Here is an 18,443-nt window from a genome sequence, read left to right as displayed (position 1 = left end):
ACCGCTTCTCCGGCTTTTGTTTTGCAGAAATGCAGCGGCAGGCGGGGCCGACCGACCCCGCCTGCTCACGCCAGCTTATTTGGCGTACTTCGCCTTGAACTCCTCAGCGCGTTTCGCCCGTTCTTCTTTGTCAGCAGCGTCTTCCTTGCCGATGAACCACTTGTGGTTGTCGCTCTCCAGCGTCTCAGTCAGCAGCTTCTCCAGCTCTTCAGCCGCAGCAACTGCTTCTTTGTTCTCGCTGTGCTTGCCTTGTTCAATGACTTCCTTCAGTTCAGGAATGTACTTGGCAGCCCAATGCTTGGCCACCTCGTAGGTGCCGTGCCAATGGGTGTAGTCAGGAGCCATCATCGCTGCGCCATGCCGTGCGCGGCGGCCTTCATGATGCCATATCTCGTACCACGTGAAGTCAATAGCTTGGGCGAACTGCACATACTCTTTGCCCTTGATTGCCTTCAGCACTTTGGTGGCCGCATCGTAGAGCTTGATGCCGGGATGAGCGAACTTCTCATGATAGAGCTTCATCAGCTCTTCATACTGAATGAAGAAATTGTCCGTGAAGTTGACGTTATGGCAGGAGATGCAGACCTTCTTCATGTTGACCCGCCGCTCGTCGCCGGTGATTTTGGCGGACTCCAAGCCCCAGCCAGCGTCCACTGTGTGCGTCTCTTTGGAGATCGCCGGGCGGTTGTTCCACTTGATGCGCAGGCCGACGTTGTGAGAAACATCCATGTCCTTGGTCGCGGACATGTGGCAGGTGGCGCAGGTCGGGGCCGCTGAGTAATCCTCGCCGACAATCCACTTGGAGGAATTCATGTTCATCCGGTCCTTGTTGGCCTGATAGGCAATGCCGTGCTTGGACTCGTTGTATATCTCGATCTGCGGATGATCCGGCCCCATGTGGCACTTGCCGCAGTTCTCAGGATTTCTGGCCTGAGCAGCGGAGAAGTTGTGCCGTGAATGGCAGGCCGCGCAGCTGCCTTCGCTGCCGTCCGGGTTGATGCGGCCAATGCCGGTGTTGGGCCAAGTTGCAGGATCCAGCTTGCCGTTGGGCAGCACTTGCACCACATTGCCGTGGCACTGCCAGCAGCCGTTGACCGCCGCTGCGGAAACGCCTTTCGGGAAGGCCTCGGTTTTCATGCCCTTGTTGCCTTCGACCACCTCAGCCAAGGTGTTGTCCAAGGAACCCATAATCTGGCCGGCCTTGGAATGGTGGGAGCCTTCAAACTCCTCCACCTCTTTGGCGTGGCAGCGCGAGCAGTCCTTGGGCGAGACAATGACGGAGATGGAAAAACCGTTGTGGTCAATCGCGTCTTTCTCGCCTTTTTCCGCCTTGTGGCACTCGTAGCAGCCGACATTTGCGCCGAAATGCTTGCTTTCGCCCCACTCCTGATACATGCCGGTGTTGATGTCTTTGTGACATTGCAAACATTGTTTCGTTTCTTGCGACAATGCGGCAGGACGGCTGTCTTCTGCGGCATGAGCTGCGCCTGCGGCAAGCAAAGCAGCGCATGACCAAACTGCGGCCTTCACCTTCATACATTCCTCCATCTTTGATTTTTTCAGGTCAGAAAGTTGACCTTTAAAAAATTTTATTTTTTTAAACAGCAGTATCTCAGATTCAGCGAAAAATGCAAGTTTATTTTTCGCTGAATCTGAAAAATATATTTAGCCGGATTTACTCCTTGGTTCCTAATGAATATTTCCCCTTGCCGCTGCCGAAAACATTTTCCACCAAAGGCGGCGCGTCCACTTGGCCGACATGGCACTGAAGGCAGAAATGCCAGCGTTTGGAAACCGTTTCCGTCGGTTTGCCGTCTCGGTCCGTGTAGTGGGTTTTGAAGGGCTTGGGCGCGCCGGATCCCTCGACACCGTGGCAGCCGAGGCAGTCATTCTGCGCGGTGTTGAGCGTGAAACCGCTGATGTCATGCGGAATCACCGGCGGCTGATGGATGAAGGTGCGCGGCACCTTGGCATCCTTGGTGGTCCAGTTCGGATCCACCGGCGCGTCTTCCGGGCCGTTGATTTCATTTTTACGCAAACCTTTCAACGGCCCGGCAGCTTTTGCTTGCACAGCAGTCTGCGCCTGAACATTGTCCTGCGCCGGGGCCGGAGAATTATCGTCCTTGCCGCCAAAAGCTGGCGGGCAGGTGAGGGCGGCAGTCAGCAGAGAGAGTGTGAGAATGGTCTTTTTCATGACAAACTCCATCAGGTTCGTTGAGAGAAGCAAAACACATCCTGCGGGCAGACATCCATGCAGCGTCCGCAGTTGAGACAGTTATGGGAAAGAATGACCGGGCTTGCGTCGCCCTTGAGCGCGGGCCGGATGACCTGCGGCTCTGGGCAGACGGTGAAGCAGTCCATGCAGTCGGTGCAGCGGTCGCGGCCAGCGGCTTTGACCCGCAGCGCGGCGGTGAAGCCAAGCAGGCTGTAGGCCGCGCCGACCGGACAGAGGTGGCCGCACCAGCCATGCCGCAGAACAAATGCGTCAAAGACGAAGATCGCGGCGAGCAGCAGCCAGCCCAGTCCCATGCCGAAAAGCAGGCCGCGCTGGAGGGCGGTCACGGGATTGACCGCTTCCCAAACGATGCTGCCGGTCAGCGCGGACAAGACGATGATGAAGCCGAGCAGCCACCAGCGGGTGGTTTTGCTCAGGCTGAGGTTTTTCTTCAGTTCCAGCCGCCGGTTTGTCCATGCGGCTGCGTCAGTGACAAGGTTGACCGGGCAGACCCAAGCGCAGTACGTCCGCCCGCCAAGCAGGCTGTAGATGACCAGCACAGCTATGAAACCAAAGACGGCGGCTGTTTCCGGCAGATGCCCGGACACCAAGGATTGCACCAAGAGCAGCGGATCGGTCAGCGGCAGAAAGCCAAGCACTGTGCTGGCCGAAAGCGTCCCGCTGATGATCCAGATGCCAACCAGCGGCCCCAGCAGAAAGATGCCGAGGATGCCGAGCTGCGACAAACGGCGGAGCAGCAGCCACTTGTGCGCCCGCAGCCAGCCTTTTTTTGCAACGGCCTCACGGCCTGCAATGCGTTGTTTCATGGCAGCTCCTCCGGTTTGCGCACTGGCAGTTGCAGGACTGGCGGAATCAGCGAATGCCCCGCCTTTTCCTTCTCTTCCCAGCCCAGCCGGTAATGCCTGCCCAGCTCGCCTTTAGCCAGCGCCAGCGGCAGCACCTTGATCGCCGGATTTTCCAGCACGCAGGATCGTTCGCACTTGCCGCAGCCGGTGCAATGCTTGGAATGCACAGTCGGAATCAGGCGGGCATGAACGCCGGTGCGCTGGTTGACCTGCATTTCCAAGGTCAGGGCCTTGTCAATCACCGGGCAGTTGCGGTAGCAGACATCGCAGCGCAAACCCTGATGGTTGAGGCAGTTTTCATGATCCACCAGCACGGCCAGCCCCATTCTGGCCTTGTCAATCGAGGGGAGTTTCTTGTTGAGCGCGCCGGAAGGACAGGCTTTGACGCAGGGCATGTCCTCGCAGAGGCGGCAAGGACTGATCCGGGGGACGAAATACGGCGTGCCCGCCGGAATGCCGCTGCCGAACTCGGCCAAACGCAGCACCGGCACCGCTGTTTCCAGCGGCGCGTTTGTCCCCAGCTCAGCTAACTGCGAGACGAACGCCCCCGCGTCTGTCGGGAAGGCTTCCGGCTGCGCTGTTTCCCCGCCCTTGTCTTGGCGCAGATTCTTCTCGCAGGCACGCACGCACTGGCCGCAGCGCAGGCAGGCGGACAGGAAGTCCTCCTCCGGCAATGCGCCCGGCGGCCTGATTGCATGGGGCGGCAAGGCCTGCGCCGACTGCTGATGTCCGCCAAGCAGGACGGCCAGGACTGCCGCGCCTGCTGCCGCCGGAAGAGTTTCAGTTAAAAGCCGCCGCCGCGCCGGGCTGGCAGGCTGTTCATTGCTCATAATCCGCTCCGTCACGCCTTCATGATCTTGACCGCGCACTTCTTGAAGTCGGTCTGCTTGGAGATCGGGCAGGTTGCGTCCAAGGTCAGTTTGTTGACCAAGCGGCCCTCGTCAAACCACGGAATGAAGACCAGTCCCTGCGGCGGCTTGTTGCGGCCCTGCGTTTCCACTGTGCAGGTGATCTCGCCCCGGCGGGAGACAATTTTTGCCAGCTCGCCGCGTTTGAGGCCGCGCTTCTTCGCGTCCTCCGGGTGGATGTAAAGCAGCGCGTCCGGCACAGCCCGGTACAGCTCCGGCACCCGGCGGGTCATGGAGCCGGAATGCCAGTGCTCCAGCACCCGGCCTGTGCAGAGCCAGATGTCATATTCCGCGTCCGGCATCTCCGGCGGCGGCTCGTAGGGCAGGGCGAAGATCACGGCCTTGCCGTCCTTGTGGCCGTAGAACTTCAGGCCCTCGCCTTTTTTCACATAGGGATCATAGCCCTCGCGGAAACGCCACAAAGTCTCCTTGCCGTCCACCACTGGCCAGCGCAGGCCGCGCGCCTGATGGTACATCTCGAACGGCGCGAGATCATGTCCATGGCCACGGCCAAACTTGGCATATTCCTCGAACAGCCCCTTCTGGATGTAGAAGCCGAAATAATGCGACTCGTCGTTGTCAAAGCCCTTTTGCAGCTGGCTCAGAGGGAACTCGTTCACCTGGCCGTTAGCATAGAGCACCTCATACAGCGTCTTGCCTTTGTAAGCCGGGTTCTTGTCCAGCAGCTCCTTAGGCCAAACCTCGTCAGTCTTGAAGCGTTTGGAGAATTCGACGATCTGCCACAGGTCGCTCTTGGCCTCGCCCTTAGCCCTGACCTGCTGGCGCAGGAACTGCGTGCGCCGCTCGGCATTGCCCCAGGCGCCTTCCTTCTCCACCCACATGGCCGCAGGCAGGATCAGGTCAGCGGCCAGCGCCGTGACGGTCGGATAAACATCTGAGACAATGATGAAGTTGTCCGGGTTGCGGTAGCCTGGATAGCTCTCCTCATTCAGGTTGGGACCGGCCTGCATGTTGTTGTTGCACATCACCCAATAGACGTTCAGCTTGCCGTCCTTGAGCATTCTGTTCTGCTGGACAATGTGATAACCAACCTTGTCCGGGATGGTTCCTTCCGGCAGCTTCCATATCTCCTCAGCGTGATGCCGATGCTCAGGGTTAGTGACCTGCATATCCGCAGGCAGCCGATGGGCGAATGTGCCGACTTCACGGGCTGTGCCGCAGGCTGAAGGCTGGCCGGTGAGCGAGAATGGGCTGTTGCCTGGCTCGGAGATCTTGCCCACCAAGAGATGGATGTTGTAGATCATGTTATTGACCCACGTGCCCCGTGTGTGCTGGTTAAAGCCCATGGTCCAGAAAGACATTACCTTGCGCTTGGGATCAGCATACAGCTTGGCCAGCTCTTCCAACGTTTCTTTTGGCACGCCAGACATCTCATGCGCCTTGTCCAAGGTGTATTCGGCGACAAACTTGGCGTAGTCCTCAAAGCTGCAATCAACCGCGTCATTGGCCTTGCCCGCGTTCTTGGCCGCCTTCTCCTTAGGATGCTCAGGACGCAGGCCATAGCCGATGTCCGTGGTGCCGGTCTTGAACTTGACGTGCTGTTTAACAAAGTCCTGATTGACCTTGCCGTTCTGGATGATGTAGTTGGCGATGTAGTTCAGGATGACCAGATCGGAATGGGGCTTGAAGACAATCGGCAAGTCCGCAAGATCAAAGCTGCGATGCTGGTATGTGGACATCACCGCGACCTTGACGTGCTCAGCGGTAAGGCGGCGGCTGGTGACTCGCGACCACAGGATCGGGTGCATCTCAGCCATGTTTGAGCCCCAGAGCACGAACGCGTCAGCATGCTCAATGTCATCATAGCAGCCCATCGGCTCGTCAATGCCAAAGGTGCGCATAAAGCCTGTGACCGCCGAGGCCATGCAGTGTCGGGCGTTGGGGTCAAGGTTGTTGGTGCGCAGCCCTGCCTTGATGAACTTCTGCGCGGCATAGCCTTCCCAGATCATCCACTGCCCTGATCCGCACATGCCCACTGAGTCCGGGCCGTTCTTCCTGATAGACTCCTTGAACTTCAGCTCCATGATGTCAAAGGCCTCGTCCCATGAGACCGGAGCGAACTCGCCGTTCTTATCGTATCGGCCATTCTTCTTGCGGAGCAGGGGCTGGGTCAGACGGTCTTTGCCGTACATGATCTTAGAGAGGAAGTAGCCCTTGATGCAGTTCAGGCCGCGATTGACTGGCGCGTCTGGGTCGCCCTGCGTTGCGACCACTCTGCCGTCTTTGACACCAACCAGGACGGTGCAGCCTGTGCCGCAGAAGCGGCAGGGTGCCTTGTCCCAGCGGATGCCGCTGTCATCAGTTTTCTGCGCCAGCGCATCGGCTGCTGGCAGATTCACGCCAACCACCGCAGCAGCTGCCGCAGCAGCATTTGCCCGGATGAAATCACGCCTGTTGAGTTTCATAACTTCTCCTCCTTGTGAAGTCACTGTTATATATGCGGCACTGCTCCTGCGCCGCGTTTGTTCGCATATGCCGCAGCCTACTCATCGCAATAGTTATAAATCATTGCCGCACCCAGCACGCCGGGCATGAGCTGCACCTTCATAATTGTGTCTGACGGAGCCGCGTCCGGGGTGTCCTCGACCGTGATCACCAGCCTGCCGTCGGGCTGGGCCACATGGACCTCAACACCGGCCAAGGCCGCCATCTCTCTGCGCAGAGCTTCTGTGCTCTCCGGGCGGGAATGCACCACAATGCTGGAAATATTCATGCCAGACCTCCTTTGCCGCGCCAGCGGTCATAATTTTGAGCGAACAAGGACGCGCTCTTCTGCATTGAGCCGGAATAGCTGTAGATCATTGCGGCGCAGCACACATCCGGCAGGTTCCGCACCCGCTCCAGCAGTTCCGCCGGCGCTGTTTCCGGCGCGTCCTCAACGCTGATGACCAGCCGCCCGTCTTCTTTGATCGCGTGGATTTCCACTCCGGCCAGATCGGCCAGCCGTCCGCGCAGGGCGACCGGGCAGACCGGCTGGACATGCGCCACGATGCCGGATAAATTCATTTCACTCACCTTTGTTGCAGGTTGCTAAGGAAACCGCTCCGACCGGACAGACGCTGACGCAGGCCCCGCAGCCGGTGCATTGTTCCGGCGAAATTTGAGGCCGCCTTCCTTCCGCCAGCGGAAAATGAATCGCTCCATGCTCGCAGCAGTCGCCGCAGGTGCGGCAGAGAACCCGGCTGCCGAGCAGGCAGTTCTCGCTGATGCGGGCGGCAACAGTCCACGGCTTTTGTTCTGGGTCAAACTGCAATGCGCCAGTCAGGCAGCTGCGGGCGCAGTCGCCGCAGAAAGTGCAGCTGCCTTGCTTGAAATCAACAATCGGAAACCCGTCCTTGTCCATGCTGATGATGCCGCTGCCGCAGGCTTGGGCGCAGGCGCCGCAGCCGTTGCAGAGGCGGCGGAAGGCTTCAGCGGCAGATGCCCAAGGCGGCAGGAGAGGAGTTGTCCGCCCGGCATTCTGCCGCCTCTGCGCAGAGTTTTTCTCAGCAAGGAGATATTCAAAAAATTTCTTGGCAAGTATTGCAGATAAGTTCATCATAAAGCAGATTTTTTCTGAGAAAAACCTGCAAAGATAAAAATGAGAATCTTTATCAGTTAAGGCTGAACCTGTGAGCAGTCAAGCTCTCCGCTCAATTTTGAAGACATGAGTCCATTTTTGTGGTATAGAATATTTTCTATATGCCAAATGAATCCTGCTGTCAAAGAAAAAGTTCCGCCAGCCGCTGCGGTGCCGACCTGCAAGGCGACTGCCGCATATAGGGATACTATACTTGCAACAGCAAGCCTTGTTCCTTGATGTAGATCAAGAAAAGAAAAAACATTGCGCAATTTTATGAAAGGCAAAGAACGGGCGGTGGCGGCATCGGTTTTGTTCAAAGGGCTGGCCGAGCCGCTGCTGCGGCAGCTGACGGACATCGCTGTGGAGAAGCGTTTCCGCCGGGGGGAGATGATTTTCACCGAAGGCTCGGCGAGCGGCGGCTTTTATGTGGTCGCCGAAGGGCAAGTGAAGGTCTTCAAAATGGCTCCGGACGGCAGGGAGCATATTTTGTATGTGCTTGGCCCGGGCGAGCCGTTCGGCCTCGTGCCAGTGTTTCACGGCCAGCTGTTTCCGGCCAGCGCGTCCAGCATGAGCGCAGCTGTCGCCCTGTTCTTTCCCCGTCCTGATTTCGTCGCTCTGACCGCCAGCCACCCAGAGCTGGCTCTGTCCGTCCTCAGCGTGCAGTCGCAGCGAATGCGCCGCTTCGCCGCCGCAATTGAAAGCCTTGCGTTGAAAGGCGCGCCGGAGCGGCTGGCCGCCCATCTTCTTTATTTATCAGAGCAGCAGAAGCGCAGAGATCAGGTGGTTTTGGACATGCCGAAAAAGCAGCTGGCCAATCTCCTCGGCACCAGCCCGGAAACGCTGTCGCGCATCTTCAGCGATCTGAGCGCGGCAGGGCTGATCCGGGTGGACGGACGGCAGATCAACCTGCTTAGTTATTCAGAATTGCAAGGAAAAATTTCATGGGGGGGGGGTAAGATGACACAAAAAAAAGCAGGCTGACCGTTGCGGCCAGCCTGCTTTGCGGTGGCAAAAAAACTTACTTGTTCAGCACATCCTTGCGCACGCTGTTGGCGACATCAGCAGCCTTTTGAATCAGCTCGTCCTTCACGCCCAGTTCTTTCAGCGCCGCGCCAAGGTGCTCAAGAATGACATCGAAATGCGTGTCGTTCAGTCCGCGCTGCACTAAATGAGTGTGCGCGCCGCGCAGGTCGCGGCCCTCATAGCTGTTCGGCCCGCCGAAGGCGAAGGTGAGGAAGCCCTTCTGCATGGCCAGCTGGCGGTTCATGTCCACGCCTTTGAAGAAGCCGTTGACGCGGTCGTCAGCCAGCACTTTTTTGTAAAACAGATCAACAGCCGCGTCAACGGCCTTCTCGCCGCCCAGCTGTTCGTAGAGCGACGGCGCGGCAGGTTTGGCCGCCTCGGCGGCAGGCGCGGCGGCTTTGTCTTCAGCAAAGGCGTTGTGGCCGCCGAAAATGGCCAGAAAAGCGGCTGCGGAAGCGAACAGAATAATTTTTTTCATGAAAAAGTCTCCGTATATTCGTTGCGGTGAGGGCGGCGGATGAAATTCCGCCGCATGTAAGGAACAGTATATTTGAAGAGCATACTCCTTTCCTTGACGCAGATCAAGAAATGGAAAAAGATTGCGCTGCTCAGGACCAGTCGTTGTGTTCAAATTCGCTGTGGTCCGGCTTGGGCGGCTTGATCTCGCTCATCCGCTGTTTAAGCCATTGCATGACTTTGTCAAATTCAGCGGCGAATTCGCGCATCGCCCTGCCCCGGTGACTGACCCGGCTTTTCTCCGCCATGCTCACTTCTGCAAAGGTTTTGCCGAATTCTTCATAAAAAAAGACCGGGTCATAGCCGAAACCGGCCTCTCCCTGCCGCTGTCCGGTGATCCGGCCCTCGCAGCGGCCCTCCCAAGTCAAAGCCGGGCCGTGCGGCACGGCCAGCGAGAGAACGCACTCAAAGCGGGCGGCGCGGTCTGTTTTGCCCTCCATCTCCCGCAGGAGTTTTTCGCAATTATCCCAGTCCGCAGCTTTTTCGCCGCTGTAGCGGGCTGAATACACGCCGGGCGCGCCGTTCAGGGCATCCACTGACAGGCCGGAGTCGTCGGCCAGCGCAGGCAGGCCCAGCACGCGGGCGTAATGCAGGGCTTTTTTATAGGCGTTCTCCTCAAAGGTCGCGCCGTCCTCAACCGCCTCGGGCAGCGGGCCGAAATCCTTCAAACATTTGATTTCCACCGGAAAGCCTTTGATCAGTTCCCGCAGCTCTTTGACTTTGTTCTGGTTGCTGGTGGCCAGCACGATGATCTTGTCCATTGCGCAGCTCCTTCCGCAGACAGCGCTGCTGTCCGCAGGCTTAAATTTGAAAAAAACAGTTCGTCGCCCCTTGCAGGCCGCGTCCATCATACCTGATGCGGATTGACTTTGCATCGGCTTGCAGTACAATTTCCCTGTCCGCTGCTTTCCCTTTGCCGCTCCCAGAAAATGAAAAAATGAAAAAAATCATATTGATTCTCCTGCTGCTGGCCGGGGCGGGCTTCTGGTTCCTCCGGTCGGCAGCCGCGCCGGACCCGGACAGCGCCTATTATGCCGCCTATCTTCCTGCCGACACGTGGGCTGTTCTCAGTCTTTTTGATCTGCGCGGGCTGTCCCGCGCCTTTCCTGACTCGGCGCCGGGAAAATTTTTTGCCAAAGAGACCATGCGCGGCCTCCTCGCCGAAAGAGGCGCGGATGAGGAAGCTGTCCGCCGTTATGAGAAATTTTATGACGGCGCGGCGGACTTGTTCCGCAGCCCGGTTTTGCAGCGGCTTTTCGGCGACGACGCGACGCTGGCCTTGCTCGCCCCTGATCCGGCCCGCCTGCGCCAAGACCCGGAAGCGGAGCGGCGGCGGACGCTGCTGGCCTTTGGTTCATCGGCGGCGGCCAGCACGGTGGCCGCTCTTGCCCGCCTGACCATGAGCGAGGTGAGCCAAGAGCAGACAGCGGCAGGGCTGGAGCTGACCCGCATCCATTTGGATGATGACGAATCGCTCTACGGGACTGTCCGCGACGGCGTGATCATCCTTGCCTACAGCCCGGAGACTGTGACGGCGGCAATCCGGCAGCAGGAGCAGGGCGGCGGCTTGGACAGCAGCCCGCAGTTTGCGGCGGCGCAGAAATTCTGGGCGGAAGAGGCGGCGGACAGCCATTTTTTCGCCAAATTTTACAGCAATGTGGCCACGCTTCAAACCGCCTTGGCCGCAGCCGGGCAGCACGAGGCAGCCGTCCGCCTGCAAGGCTTCACCAGCCTGAGCGCGGCGGCGGCGGAGCGGCAGGGCGAGCTGCGCTTCCGCAGCCGGACTGACTGCGAGCCGGCCCGGCTGCACGAGGCTGTCCGGCAGGCGCGGGCGCGGCAGCGCGGGCAGCGGAATCTGGCCCTGCATCTGCTCAACAAGCAGAGTCTGCTCTATTTCTGGTTCTCCGGCTTGGAGACTGACCTTTTTTCCGCCGCTGATCCGACCAGCTTGGATGAGAAGGCGCGGCAGCTCTTCGGCCTGCCCTTTGCTGAAGTCATGGCCGCGCTGGGGCCGCAGGCCGCCGTGAGCCTTGGCGAGCTGGCCAGCACCGGCCTTTTTCCTGTGCCGACAGTCTCTCTTGCTGTCCAAGCGCGGCAGCCGGAGCAGGCGCGGCAGCTTCTGACCGCCCTGCGGAGCAGGCTGGCCGCCGAACTGGGACGGCTGGCCGCCGAGCAGACGACAGAGGCAGCTGGCCAGTCCCTGCACCACTGGAACCTCCTGCCTGCTGATGCCGCGCATCCGGCTCTTGCCCTGAGCGGCGGCCTGCTGTATTTTGCCAACGGTGAATCGAGACTGCAACGCCTGCTGGCCCAGGAGCAGGAGGAAGGCGCCATGCTTCAGCTGCTCGGCCCGGAGCTGGCGGCGGCGTTCAGCGCGGCTGACAGCGCGGCCTTTGTCCTTCGCCCGGCGCGGCTGGCCGCTGCAATGCAGCAGGCGGCGGGCTGGCTTCAGCCTGCGTTTCCTGTTTTGACCGAAAAGCTGCGGGCCGAGCTGACGCAACTTTTTCAGACCTTGGATTTAGCCGCAGGCTGGAGCCAAACTGAGGACAATCATGCGCTTTTATTTCTCGTTTTAAGAAAAAAAGCAGTACAATAAAAGGTGGAAGGCTGCTGCCGCCGCTCGGAGAATAGGAATTTTTCTCAAAAATAAGCGGCCAAACCGCTTGACAGCCAGCAGCCTGACTTGCTATCTAAGAAAGCAGACCTGAACCTATCATGCAGCCGCACTGTTGACCATGACCAAGTCCAAACTCCTCCTCATTCACCTGCTGACAGCCTGCTTTCTCGTTGTCCAGCTTCAGGCCGCCGCCGCTGTGCCGCTGCTGTCCGGCGGCAAAAAACGGGTACAGGCCGCCGGGCTGAAAAAAAACGTTTCTCCGGCGAAAAAAAAGGCGGCAGTGAAAACCGCCAGAAAAGCGGTCAAGCGGAAACCTGCTGCGGTGAAAAAGACCGTGCGGGCTGGAGCCGCCGCCGAGCTGCTGGCTGAGAGCAGGTTCAAGGAGCAGGTGCAGGCTGCGGTCAGCCGGATTTTCAAAGAGGCTCCCGCAGCTGCCGAAGTGGAGCGGCAGATCAGCTCAAAGAGCGTGATGATTCTGGACGCGCAGACTGGCGAGCCGCTTTTCGCCAAAGCTCCGGACAGCCCCCGCCAGCCCGCCTCGACCATTAAAGTTCTGACCGGCATGATCGCCCTCAAGCGGCTGGAGGAGCACGAGAAGGTTGCTGTCAGCTCCCATGCCGAATCCATGCCCCGCTCGAAAATTTATCTCAACGCCGGGGAACGCTACAAAGCCGACGACCTGATCAACGCCGTGCTGCTGGCTTCAGCCAACGATGCCAGCGTGGCTTTGGCCGAGAAAATTGCGGGCAGCGAGGAGGCCTTCGCCAAACTGATGACCCTGCATGCCCGGCTTTGGGGGGCGAAGAACACCATCTGCCGCACCGCCTCCGGACTGACTGCCGAAGGACAGCAGAGCACGGCGCGGGATTTGGCGGAAATTTTCCGTCATGCCATGCAGGACCGCGACTTTGCCGAGCGGATGCGGCGGACCAAGGCCAGCACCGCCTGCGGCAAGACCCTGCGCAACCACAACAAGGCCCTCTGGCAGGTGGAAGGTGCGGTGGGCGGCAAAACCGGCTTCACCAGCCGAGCGAGACAGACTTATGTCGGCCAATTCAAGCGGGGCGACGACGCGATTGTGGTGGCCATCATGGGCAGCGAAACCATGTGGTCGGATATCAAACGGCTGGTTGAATACGGCTTTCAGCGCAAGGAGCAAATCCGGCTGGCGCAGCTGGCCCGGTCAGGAAGAACAGAGCTGCGCTGAACATCCGGTCTGAAGGGAAAGAATCAGGAATCCGCGCCCTGCGCTGTGAGGTCGGCTTCCCTTTTTCTCACGCCTTGCGGCAGAGACGGCCAAAGCCGCCGGGAATGGTGCCGGAAGCCCAGTAGGCGCGCCCGTGCTTGAAATCAACAAACCACTGGCCGCCAGGCTTCCGCACTGCGTCAACAAAGATGAAAGGCTGGTCGGAAGAAAAAGCCGGATGTATGTGCTGGCCTTTGGCATTCATCTCCGGCTGCATCAGAGAGAGCGCTTCGGCCAAGGTCGGCAGCCGCCAGTCCGAATGCCCGGCAAAGCCCTCCCGGTTCAGCTCCTCAACCGCCTTGCGCAGCATCCGGCTGCTCATGATGTCCAAGCCGCCGCGCTGCCAAGTCAGGCCGCTGACTTTGTCGGTCACAGTCAGGCCGTCGCCGTTGTCAACCAAGAAGGCGTTGAAGCCGCCCGCCGGGTTGCGCTCATGGTCGAGCAGGCCCAGCTCGCGGATCAGCCGGTCCGCCTCCTCCTCGGTCAGCTCCGCCGGACTGTCCGGCAGCTGTACCGGCGCCAGCCCGGCTGGCAGCGGCTCGTCCAGCCCCGGCAGACCAGCAGACCCCAGCCGGTCGCTGCGGTCCTCGCTCGCCACCGGCACCACCTTGGAGTTGTCCGCGCTGCTCATCACGTTGTCGATCAGCCACTGCTTCAGCTCCTCGTCAATGGCATGAGTGCGCTCAAAATAGGCGACCTTGCCCTGCCCTGCCACGCAGCGTCGGAGCAGCTCCGGCGGCGCGAGAATTTCAGCCACCACGCGGGCGTACTTGATGCCGCGCTCCATCAGGCAGAGCTTCGGCTCCTTGCCCCAGGCATCAATGAAAAAATAATAAATCCGCTCTTTGCTGCTGCGGACGCGTTCCCGACCGCCCCAGCTTTCAAAGGTGCCGAAGGTGTATTCCGGGGTCATCTCCCAGTCCACCGCCGTCGGATTGCCGGTCAGATGCAATGCGTCAAAAAGTCCCATAGATCCTCCTGAATTGGGATGAGCAGGGCGTGCAGGCCGTTGCGGCTGCCGCAGCTGGCGTTCAGATCAATTATAGCGCAAGAGGCCGTCCTTTTCCAGCCGCCGCTTTGCAGTTGCGCCGCCCGCCTGCTCCGGGTACTCTTTCAGGAACGCTTCAGCCTCTTTCCTCCCTGTCTGAATCATGCAGAAAACGCACCAAGCTGTCAGCGGCACAGGCTCGCCTTTGGCCAAATATCAGGATGTGATGGTCGGCAGCCGTTCGCTGCTGACTTTTTTATATTACGAATGGTGCATGATGCTGGGGCCGCTGCCTGGAGCTGCCGGAATGCTGCTCCGGCAGATGTTCTGGCCGCGTCTGTTCGCCGGGTGCGGCAAGGGCTGCCTCTTCGCCCCCGGCATCACTCTTCGCCATCCGGGCCGCATCAGCCTCGGCAACTCGACGGTCATCAGCGAGGGCTGCGTCCTCGATGCCCGGCACAGCAGCGCGGCGGTCTCCATCCGCCTCGACGACAATGTGATTTTGTCGAATAACGTCATGCTCTCCTGCAAAAACGGCACGATCCGCATCGGCAGCGACTGCGGCCTCAACGCCCAGACTATCGTGCAGTCAACGAACGGCTGCCCTGTGGAGATCGGCCCGGACTGCGTCATCGGCCAGAGCTGCCTGATCATCGGCGGCGGCAGTTACAACATCGGCTGCTTGGACATGCCCATCCGCAGGCAGGGAATCAGGAACGACGGCGGCGTGCGGCTGGAGGAAGATGTCTGGCTCGGAGGCAATGTCACTGTGCTGGGCGGCGTGACCATGGGCCGGGGCAGCGTGGCTGGAGCAGGCGCGGTGCTGACCAAATCAGTTGCGCCGCACACCATCTCCGCTGGCGTGCCTGCAAAGATCATCAAAATGCGGAACGAGGCGCCATGAGCCGGACGATAAAAAAAACGCTGCTGCTGGCCGGGAAAATGCTTTTCAGCGGCACGCTGATGTTCCTGCTTTACCGGAAGATTCCGGCGGGCGAGCTGGCCGCGCTGTTCGCCTCGATAGACTTCCGCTTTCTGCCGCTGATCCTGCTGCTGCTCTTTCTCAACACGGCGGCCAGCGCATGGAAATGGCGGATTTTTCTGCTCGCGGACGGCGTGGACATCCCGCTGCGGACGCTGACCGTCACCTATCTGATCGGCAGCTTTTACAACCTCTTCCTGCCCTCAAACATTGGCGGCGACTCCTACCGGATTTACGACATCGCCAAAAAAAGCAGCAGCGGAGTTCGTTCCGCCGCCTCGGTTTTCGCTGACCGCTTGTCCGGCTTTCTCGCCTTGGTCATCCTCAGCCTGCTTTCGTCTGTGCTTGTTGCACGGCAGTTTGACAATCTGCTGTTTTTCTTCGCCCCGCTCACCATTCTGCTGCTTCTGCTGGCCGTGCTGGCCGCCTTGGTCAAAGAGCAGCCGGTGCGCATCTTTTTCGCCGTCACCAGACTGGACCGCTTCCCGCTCCTCACCGGTCTGGCGGAAAAATTTTTCCTCTCCTTTCAAGCCTACGGAGCCAGCCGCAGACTGCTGGCGCAGGTGATGGCCATCTCCTTCGCGTTTCAGCTCTCGGTGATCGTCATCGTCTGGCTGCTGGCCCTTTCTCTTCATGCGCAGACAGCTTTTTTCTATTTCAGCGCGTTTGTGCCGCTGATCACCCTGCTGGAAGCCCTGCCGGTTTCCATTTTCGGCCTTGGCCTGCGCGACGCGGGCTACGTCTTCTTCTTCGGCTGGACCGGCATGACCGAGCTGCAAACCCGCTCGCTGGCATTGCTTTTTTTTGCGGTAGCGGTCGGCTATTCGCTGATCGGCGGGCTGGCCTATCTGGGCCGCACAGCGCAACGGATCAGCTGAAAATCAGTACGCCCCTTTGCCGCTGATCATGCAGCCGACAGTCTTGAGGATGATCTTCAGGTCGCCGACAAGGGAGTGGTTGAGCACGTACCAGTCGTCCAGCTCGATCCGCTCCTGATACTTTTCGGTGTCGCTACGCCTGCTCACCTGCCACAGGCCGGTGATGCCCGGCTTCATGGAGACGTAGCGGCCCGCGCTCGGCCCGCCGCTGCCCTTGTAGTATTCCTCCAGCTCCCTGCCGACGATGGGCCGCGCCCCGACCACGCTCATCTCGCCCTTGAGCACGTTGATGAACTGCGGGAACTCGTCCAAGCTGGTGCGGCGGAGGAAGCGGCCCACGCGGGTGATGCGCGGGTCTTTCTTCAGCTTGAAGGTGGTGCGCCACTCCTCGGCCAAGGCGGGATCAGCGGCCAGCAGCTCGTGCAGCCTCCGCTCCGCGTCCACCACCATCGTGCGGAACTTGAGGCAGCCGAATTCCCGGCCCATGGCGGTGATGCGCCGGTGCCGGTAGATCACCGGCCCTCTGCTGTCTAACTTGATCAGGAGTATGATCAGGAGCATCAGCGGCGCGGTCAGCAGGAGGATGGCGATGGAGAAGACGATGTCGAAGGCCCGCTTCCAGCTGTGGTCAGGGTTGAAGCTGAGGACGAGCGTGTCGCCGATGGACTGAATCTCGGCGTGGTGTAGTCCAAAGATGTAGAGATCCGGCACCAGATAGAGGTGTGCGCCGAGGTCGCGGCACTCGCGCAGCAGCCAGAAGATCTTGCGCTCCGCCCGCATGGGCAGGGCGATGTAGACGTAATCGATGTCGTTGACCATCAGGTACTCGCGCAGGTCGCGTATCCTGCCGAGCAGCGGCTTGTTCACGGCAAGGTGGCCCTTCTGATCCAGCTTGTCGTCAAAGAAGCCGACCACCTCGATGCCCGCCCAGGGAATGGCTTCGGTCTGCTGCGCCATGCGCACGCCGAGATCGCCCGCGCCGACGATCACCGCATGACGGATGTTCCTGCCCTGCGCCCGGTAATGCCGCATCACCTGCCGCACCGCCAAGTGCGAGAGGAAAAGCAGCAGCGGCGTGGTCAGCGACCAGATGATGAAGACCGCGCGGGAGTAGCCGTCTGAGACCTTGAAGGCGAAGAAGTAGAAGAGGAGGAAGCCAACCACCGCCGCCCAGGCTCTCAGGATGACGAAGAACTCCAGGTAGAGCTTCCAGCCGCGCCAGGAGCGGTAGAGCTGGAAGTAGTGGAAGCTGACAAAGCTGGCGGCGAAGACGACCAGCTCCAGCCAGGTGTAGTAGCGGCTCCACGGCACTTTGTAGAGCAGCGTCAGCAGGGCCAAGTGGCCGCAGACTAACGAGCAGTCGAGGATGTGGAGCAGCTTGTAGATGGAGGACGTGCGCTGGCGCAGGTTCCAGGACAGGGCAGGGGACATGAGTTAGGCCCAGCCCTGCCAGCCGGGGTTCATGCTCAGGCGGCGCGCCCAGCCGCGCGGGAGGAGATGCTGCCGCCTGCCGAGCTGGTAGGCGATGAACTTGCCCGCGTTGCGGCAGAACCATTCCGGCAGGAGCTGACACTGCCGCCGCTCCAGCAGCAGGGCCAGCTCGGAGCGCACATACTGCCTGCCCGCGCCACCGGGGCCGCCGAAGCGCAGCAGCAGCTCCTGCTGCCCGGCATGAAAGACACCGATGTCGAAGTAACGCTGCATGTCCTGCCAGAGAGTGTAGTTGTGCGAGTGCCGGACAAGGGCCTCGCTGACATACAGAACATGATACCCGCCCGCGAGCAGTTTTGCCAAGGCCAAGCTGTCCTCGCCGAAGAGCTGCCGCTGCGGAAACCAGCCCTGCGCCGCCAACGGCTCTCTGCGCCACGCGGCGAAGGAGTTGGAGATGAAGACCGTCTTGATACCGAGGGCGGCACCGTCCTCGCGGCGGCGGAGCCGGGACTGGGCTGGGTAGTTGAAGAGACGGAGATGCTCGCTGAAGAGCGTCGCGTCAGGATGCGGCAGCTGCCTGCCGTAGGTCGCGGCCAGCAGCGCGTCATCGCGGAAAGGCCGGATCAGCCGCTCCAGCGCGTCGTCAGCCGCCGGGATAGCATCCTGGGTCATGCAGATGAGAATCTCGCCTGTGGTCTGCTGCGCGGCCCAAGTGCGTGTGCCGCCGTGATCGAAATCCTGCTGCGGGATGCGCAGCAGGCGCAGGCGGGGATTGCCAGCCTGATGCCGCTGGATTGTCTCCAGCGTGCCGTCGGTGGAGCCAGAATCAACCAGCAGGATTTCCTCCGGCATGAGCGTCTGCCGGGCCAGCGCGGTCAGCAGCTCGTCCAGCAGTCTGCCGCCGTTCCATGTCGGGATGATGAGGGAGACGGTCATATAGTTCCACTGACGAATCGCACCCCTTCGGGGTGAAATCGCGCATCAAAAAAACTCCAAAGGAGTTCCATTCCTCAGCCTGCCCAAGGCGTTGCCTTGGGCTGACGAATCGCACCCCTTCGGGGTGAAAATGTCTTCTTCCGCGTCCGCTGCGCTGGCAGCAGCAAGGAGGCTCGGTCCCCTCGCTCTCCTTGCCGCAGCCAGCTCCGCTCCCGCTCTTCCCTTTTTTCCCTTTTTTTGCTCACGGGAACTGC

General features: G+C 60.2%; 17 protein-coding genes and 1 pseudogene. 5 read left to right on the top strand and 13 right to left on the bottom strand.

What is annotated here, in order from left to right; translation table 11 throughout:
* Nucleotides 1–75: 75 nt before the first annotated feature.
* The 8 genes from ACNKH3_RS10990 to napF form a co-directional block, all read right to left on the bottom strand.
* A complete protein-coding gene (locus ACNKH3_RS10990; RefSeq protein WP_420209275.1) occupies nucleotides 76–1,425 on the bottom strand; it encodes a multiheme c-type cytochrome in 1,350 nt (449 codons plus the stop codon).
* Nucleotides 1,426–1,675: 250 nt separating this feature from the next.
* Entirely contained in the window at nucleotides 1,676–2,194 is a 519-nt protein-coding gene (locus tag ACNKH3_RS10985) for a nitrate reductase cytochrome c-type subunit (RefSeq protein WP_420209274.1), read from the bottom strand.
* Nucleotides 2,195–2,205: 11 nt separating this feature from the next.
* On the bottom strand, nucleotides 2,206–3,042 hold the full coding sequence (gene napH / locus ACNKH3_RS10980) for a quinol dehydrogenase ferredoxin subunit NapH (protein WP_420209273.1): 837 nt from the start codon (nucleotides 3,040–3,042) through the stop codon (nucleotides 2,206–2,208).
* Nucleotides 3,039–3,911 carry a ferredoxin-type protein NapG gene (gene napG / locus ACNKH3_RS10975; RefSeq protein ID WP_417916453.1) on the bottom strand — a complete coding sequence of 291 codons (873 nt, stop codon included), beginning with the start codon at nucleotides 3,909–3,911 and terminating at the stop codon, nucleotides 3,039–3,041. The genes napH and napG overlap by 4 nt, the downstream gene beginning before the upstream one ends.
* 11 nt (nucleotides 3,912–3,922) lie before the next feature.
* A complete protein-coding gene (gene napA, locus ACNKH3_RS10970) occupies nucleotides 3,923–6,415 on the bottom strand; it encodes a nitrate reductase catalytic subunit NapA (RefSeq protein ID WP_420209272.1) in 2,493 nt (830 codons plus the stop codon).
* Between the two features lie 77 nt (nucleotides 6,416–6,492).
* Entirely contained in the window at nucleotides 6,493–6,723 is a 231-nt protein-coding gene (locus ACNKH3_RS10965) for a chaperone NapD (protein ID WP_420209271.1), read from the bottom strand.
* Nucleotides 6,720–7,016, bottom strand: coding sequence for a chaperone NapD (locus ACNKH3_RS10960; protein ID WP_420209270.1), 297 nt, complete (start codon nucleotides 7,014–7,016; stop codon nucleotides 6,720–6,722). Before ACNKH3_RS10960 ends, ACNKH3_RS10965 begins: the two co-directional genes overlap by 4 nt.
* A gap of 1 nt (nucleotide 7,017) precedes the next feature.
* Entirely contained in the window at nucleotides 7,018–7,548 is a 531-nt protein-coding gene (gene napF, locus ACNKH3_RS10955; RefSeq protein ID WP_420209269.1) for a ferredoxin-type protein NapF, read from the bottom strand.
* Nucleotides 7,549–7,845: 297 nt separating this feature from the next.
* Here napF and ACNKH3_RS10950 point away from each other — a divergent pair, with 297 nt between their 5' ends.
* Nucleotides 7,846–8,553 (top strand): Crp/Fnr family transcriptional regulator, encoded by a 708-nt coding sequence (locus ACNKH3_RS10950; protein ID WP_417916551.1) that lies wholly within the window; start codon nucleotides 7,846–7,848, stop codon nucleotides 8,551–8,553.
* A gap of 37 nt (nucleotides 8,554–8,590) precedes the next feature.
* Here ACNKH3_RS10950 and ACNKH3_RS10945 read toward each other — a convergent pair.
* Both ACNKH3_RS10945 and ACNKH3_RS10940 read right to left on the bottom strand, forming a co-directional pair.
* A pseudogene (locus ACNKH3_RS10945) lies at nucleotides 8,591–8,950 on the bottom strand (group I truncated hemoglobin); the annotation flags it as partial.
* 253 nt (nucleotides 8,951–9,203) lie between these two features.
* On the bottom strand, nucleotides 9,204–9,872 hold the full coding sequence (locus ACNKH3_RS10940; RefSeq protein WP_417916550.1) for an XTP/dITP diphosphatase: 669 nt from the start codon (nucleotides 9,870–9,872) through the stop codon (nucleotides 9,204–9,206).
* 176 nt (nucleotides 9,873–10,048) lie between these two features.
* On the opposite strand from ACNKH3_RS10940, the gene ACNKH3_RS10935 reads away from it, so the two are divergent.
* Complete coding sequence (locus tag ACNKH3_RS10935; protein WP_417916549.1) at nucleotides 10,049–11,707, top strand: hypothetical protein; 1,659 nt, start codon at nucleotides 10,049–10,051, stop codon at nucleotides 11,705–11,707.
* A gap of 139 nt (nucleotides 11,708–11,846) precedes the next feature.
* Nucleotides 11,847–12,935, top strand: a complete 1,089-nt coding sequence (locus ACNKH3_RS10930; protein ID WP_417916548.1) for a D-alanyl-D-alanine carboxypeptidase family protein — start codon at nucleotides 11,847–11,849, stop codon at nucleotides 12,933–12,935.
* A gap of 67 nt (nucleotides 12,936–13,002) precedes the next feature.
* Here ACNKH3_RS10930 and ACNKH3_RS10925 read toward each other — a convergent pair whose 3' ends face one another.
* Entirely contained in the window at nucleotides 13,003–13,944 is a 942-nt protein-coding gene (locus ACNKH3_RS10925; RefSeq protein WP_417916547.1) for a DUF1566 domain-containing protein, read from the bottom strand.
* Between the two features lie 181 nt (nucleotides 13,945–14,125).
* Here ACNKH3_RS10925 and ACNKH3_RS10920 point away from each other — a divergent pair, with 181 nt between their 5' ends.
* On the top strand, nucleotides 14,126–14,866 hold the full coding sequence (locus ACNKH3_RS10920) for an acyltransferase (protein WP_417916546.1): 741 nt from the start codon (nucleotides 14,126–14,128) through the stop codon (nucleotides 14,864–14,866).
* Nucleotides 14,863–15,822 carry a lysylphosphatidylglycerol synthase transmembrane domain-containing protein gene (locus tag ACNKH3_RS10915; RefSeq protein ID WP_417916545.1) on the top strand — a complete coding sequence of 320 codons (960 nt, stop codon included), beginning with the start codon at nucleotides 14,863–14,865 and terminating at the stop codon, nucleotides 15,820–15,822. Before ACNKH3_RS10920 ends, ACNKH3_RS10915 begins: the two co-directional genes overlap by 4 nt.
* Before the next feature lie 3 nt (nucleotides 15,823–15,825).
* Here the strand turns inward: ACNKH3_RS10915 and ACNKH3_RS10910 are convergent, their stop codons facing one another.
* Both ACNKH3_RS10910 and ACNKH3_RS10905 read right to left on the bottom strand, forming a co-directional pair.
* The gene (locus tag ACNKH3_RS10910; RefSeq protein WP_420209268.1) at nucleotides 15,826–17,253 is read right to left on the bottom strand and encodes a sugar transferase; all 1,428 of its coding nucleotides are present in this window, start codon (nucleotides 17,251–17,253) and stop codon (nucleotides 15,826–15,828) included.
* Between the two features lie 3 nt (nucleotides 17,254–17,256).
* Nucleotides 17,257–18,189: a glycosyltransferase family 2 protein gene (locus tag ACNKH3_RS10905; RefSeq protein WP_420209267.1), complete on the bottom strand. Its 933-nt coding sequence runs from the start codon at nucleotides 18,187–18,189 to the stop codon at nucleotides 17,257–17,259.
* Between the last annotated feature and the right edge of the window lie 254 nt (nucleotides 18,190–18,443).

Source organism: Candidatus Electronema sp. JC (assembly GCF_048287365.2).
Taxonomy (GTDB): Bacteria; Desulfobacterota; Desulfobulbia; order Desulfobulbales; family Desulfobulbaceae; genus Electronema.
The sequence above is the reverse complement of the archived record's forward strand: the minus strand, read 5'-3'. Positions and strand labels throughout refer to the sequence as shown.

Excerpts from the sequence above, each read along its gene's own strand:
- napF (WP_420209269.1), bottom strand. The coding sequence starts at position 7,548 with ATGAACTTATCTGCAATACTTGCCAAGAAATTTTTTGAATATCTCCTT.
- ACNKH3_RS10910 (WP_420209268.1), bottom strand. The coding sequence starts at position 17,253 with ATGTCCCCTGCCCTGTCCTGGAACCTGCGCCAGCGCACGTCCTCCATC.
- ACNKH3_RS10940 (WP_417916550.1), bottom strand. The coding sequence starts at position 9,872 with ATGGACAAGATCATCGTGCTGGCCACCAGCAACCAGAACAAAGTCAAA.
- ACNKH3_RS10905 (WP_420209267.1), bottom strand. The coding sequence starts at position 18,189 with ATGACCGTCTCCCTCATCATCCCGACATGGAACGGCGGCAGACTGCTG.
- ACNKH3_RS10950 (WP_417916551.1), top strand. The coding sequence starts at position 7,846 with ATGAAAGGCAAAGAACGGGCGGTGGCGGCATCGGTTTTGTTCAAAGGG.
- napA (WP_420209272.1), bottom strand. The coding sequence starts at position 6,415 with ATGAAACTCAACAGGCGTGATTTCATCCGGGCAAATGCTGCTGCGGCA.
- ACNKH3_RS10915 (WP_417916545.1), top strand. The coding sequence starts at position 14,863 with ATGAGCCGGACGATAAAAAAAACGCTGCTGCTGGCCGGGAAAATGCTT.
- napG (WP_417916453.1), bottom strand. The coding sequence starts at position 3,911 with ATGAGCAATGAACAGCCTGCCAGCCCGGCGCGGCGGCGGCTTTTAACT.
- ACNKH3_RS10920 (WP_417916546.1), top strand. The coding sequence starts at position 14,126 with ATGCAGAAAACGCACCAAGCTGTCAGCGGCACAGGCTCGCCTTTGGCC.
- ACNKH3_RS10935 (WP_417916549.1), top strand. The coding sequence starts at position 10,049 with ATGAAAAAAATCATATTGATTCTCCTGCTGCTGGCCGGGGCGGGCTTC.
- ACNKH3_RS10985 (WP_420209274.1), bottom strand. The coding sequence starts at position 2,194 with ATGAAAAAGACCATTCTCACACTCTCTCTGCTGACTGCCGCCCTCACC.
- ACNKH3_RS10930 (WP_417916548.1), top strand. The coding sequence starts at position 11,847 with ATGACCAAGTCCAAACTCCTCCTCATTCACCTGCTGACAGCCTGCTTT.
- ACNKH3_RS10960 (WP_420209270.1), bottom strand. The coding sequence starts at position 7,016 with ATGAATTTATCCGGCATCGTGGCGCATGTCCAGCCGGTCTGCCCGGTC.
- ACNKH3_RS10925 (WP_417916547.1), bottom strand. The coding sequence starts at position 13,944 with ATGGGACTTTTTGACGCATTGCATCTGACCGGCAATCCGACGGCGGTG.
- ACNKH3_RS10965 (WP_420209271.1), bottom strand. The coding sequence starts at position 6,723 with ATGAATATTTCCAGCATTGTGGTGCATTCCCGCCCGGAGAGCACAGAA.
- napH (WP_420209273.1), bottom strand. The coding sequence starts at position 3,042 with ATGAAACAACGCATTGCAGGCCGTGAGGCCGTTGCAAAAAAAGGCTGG.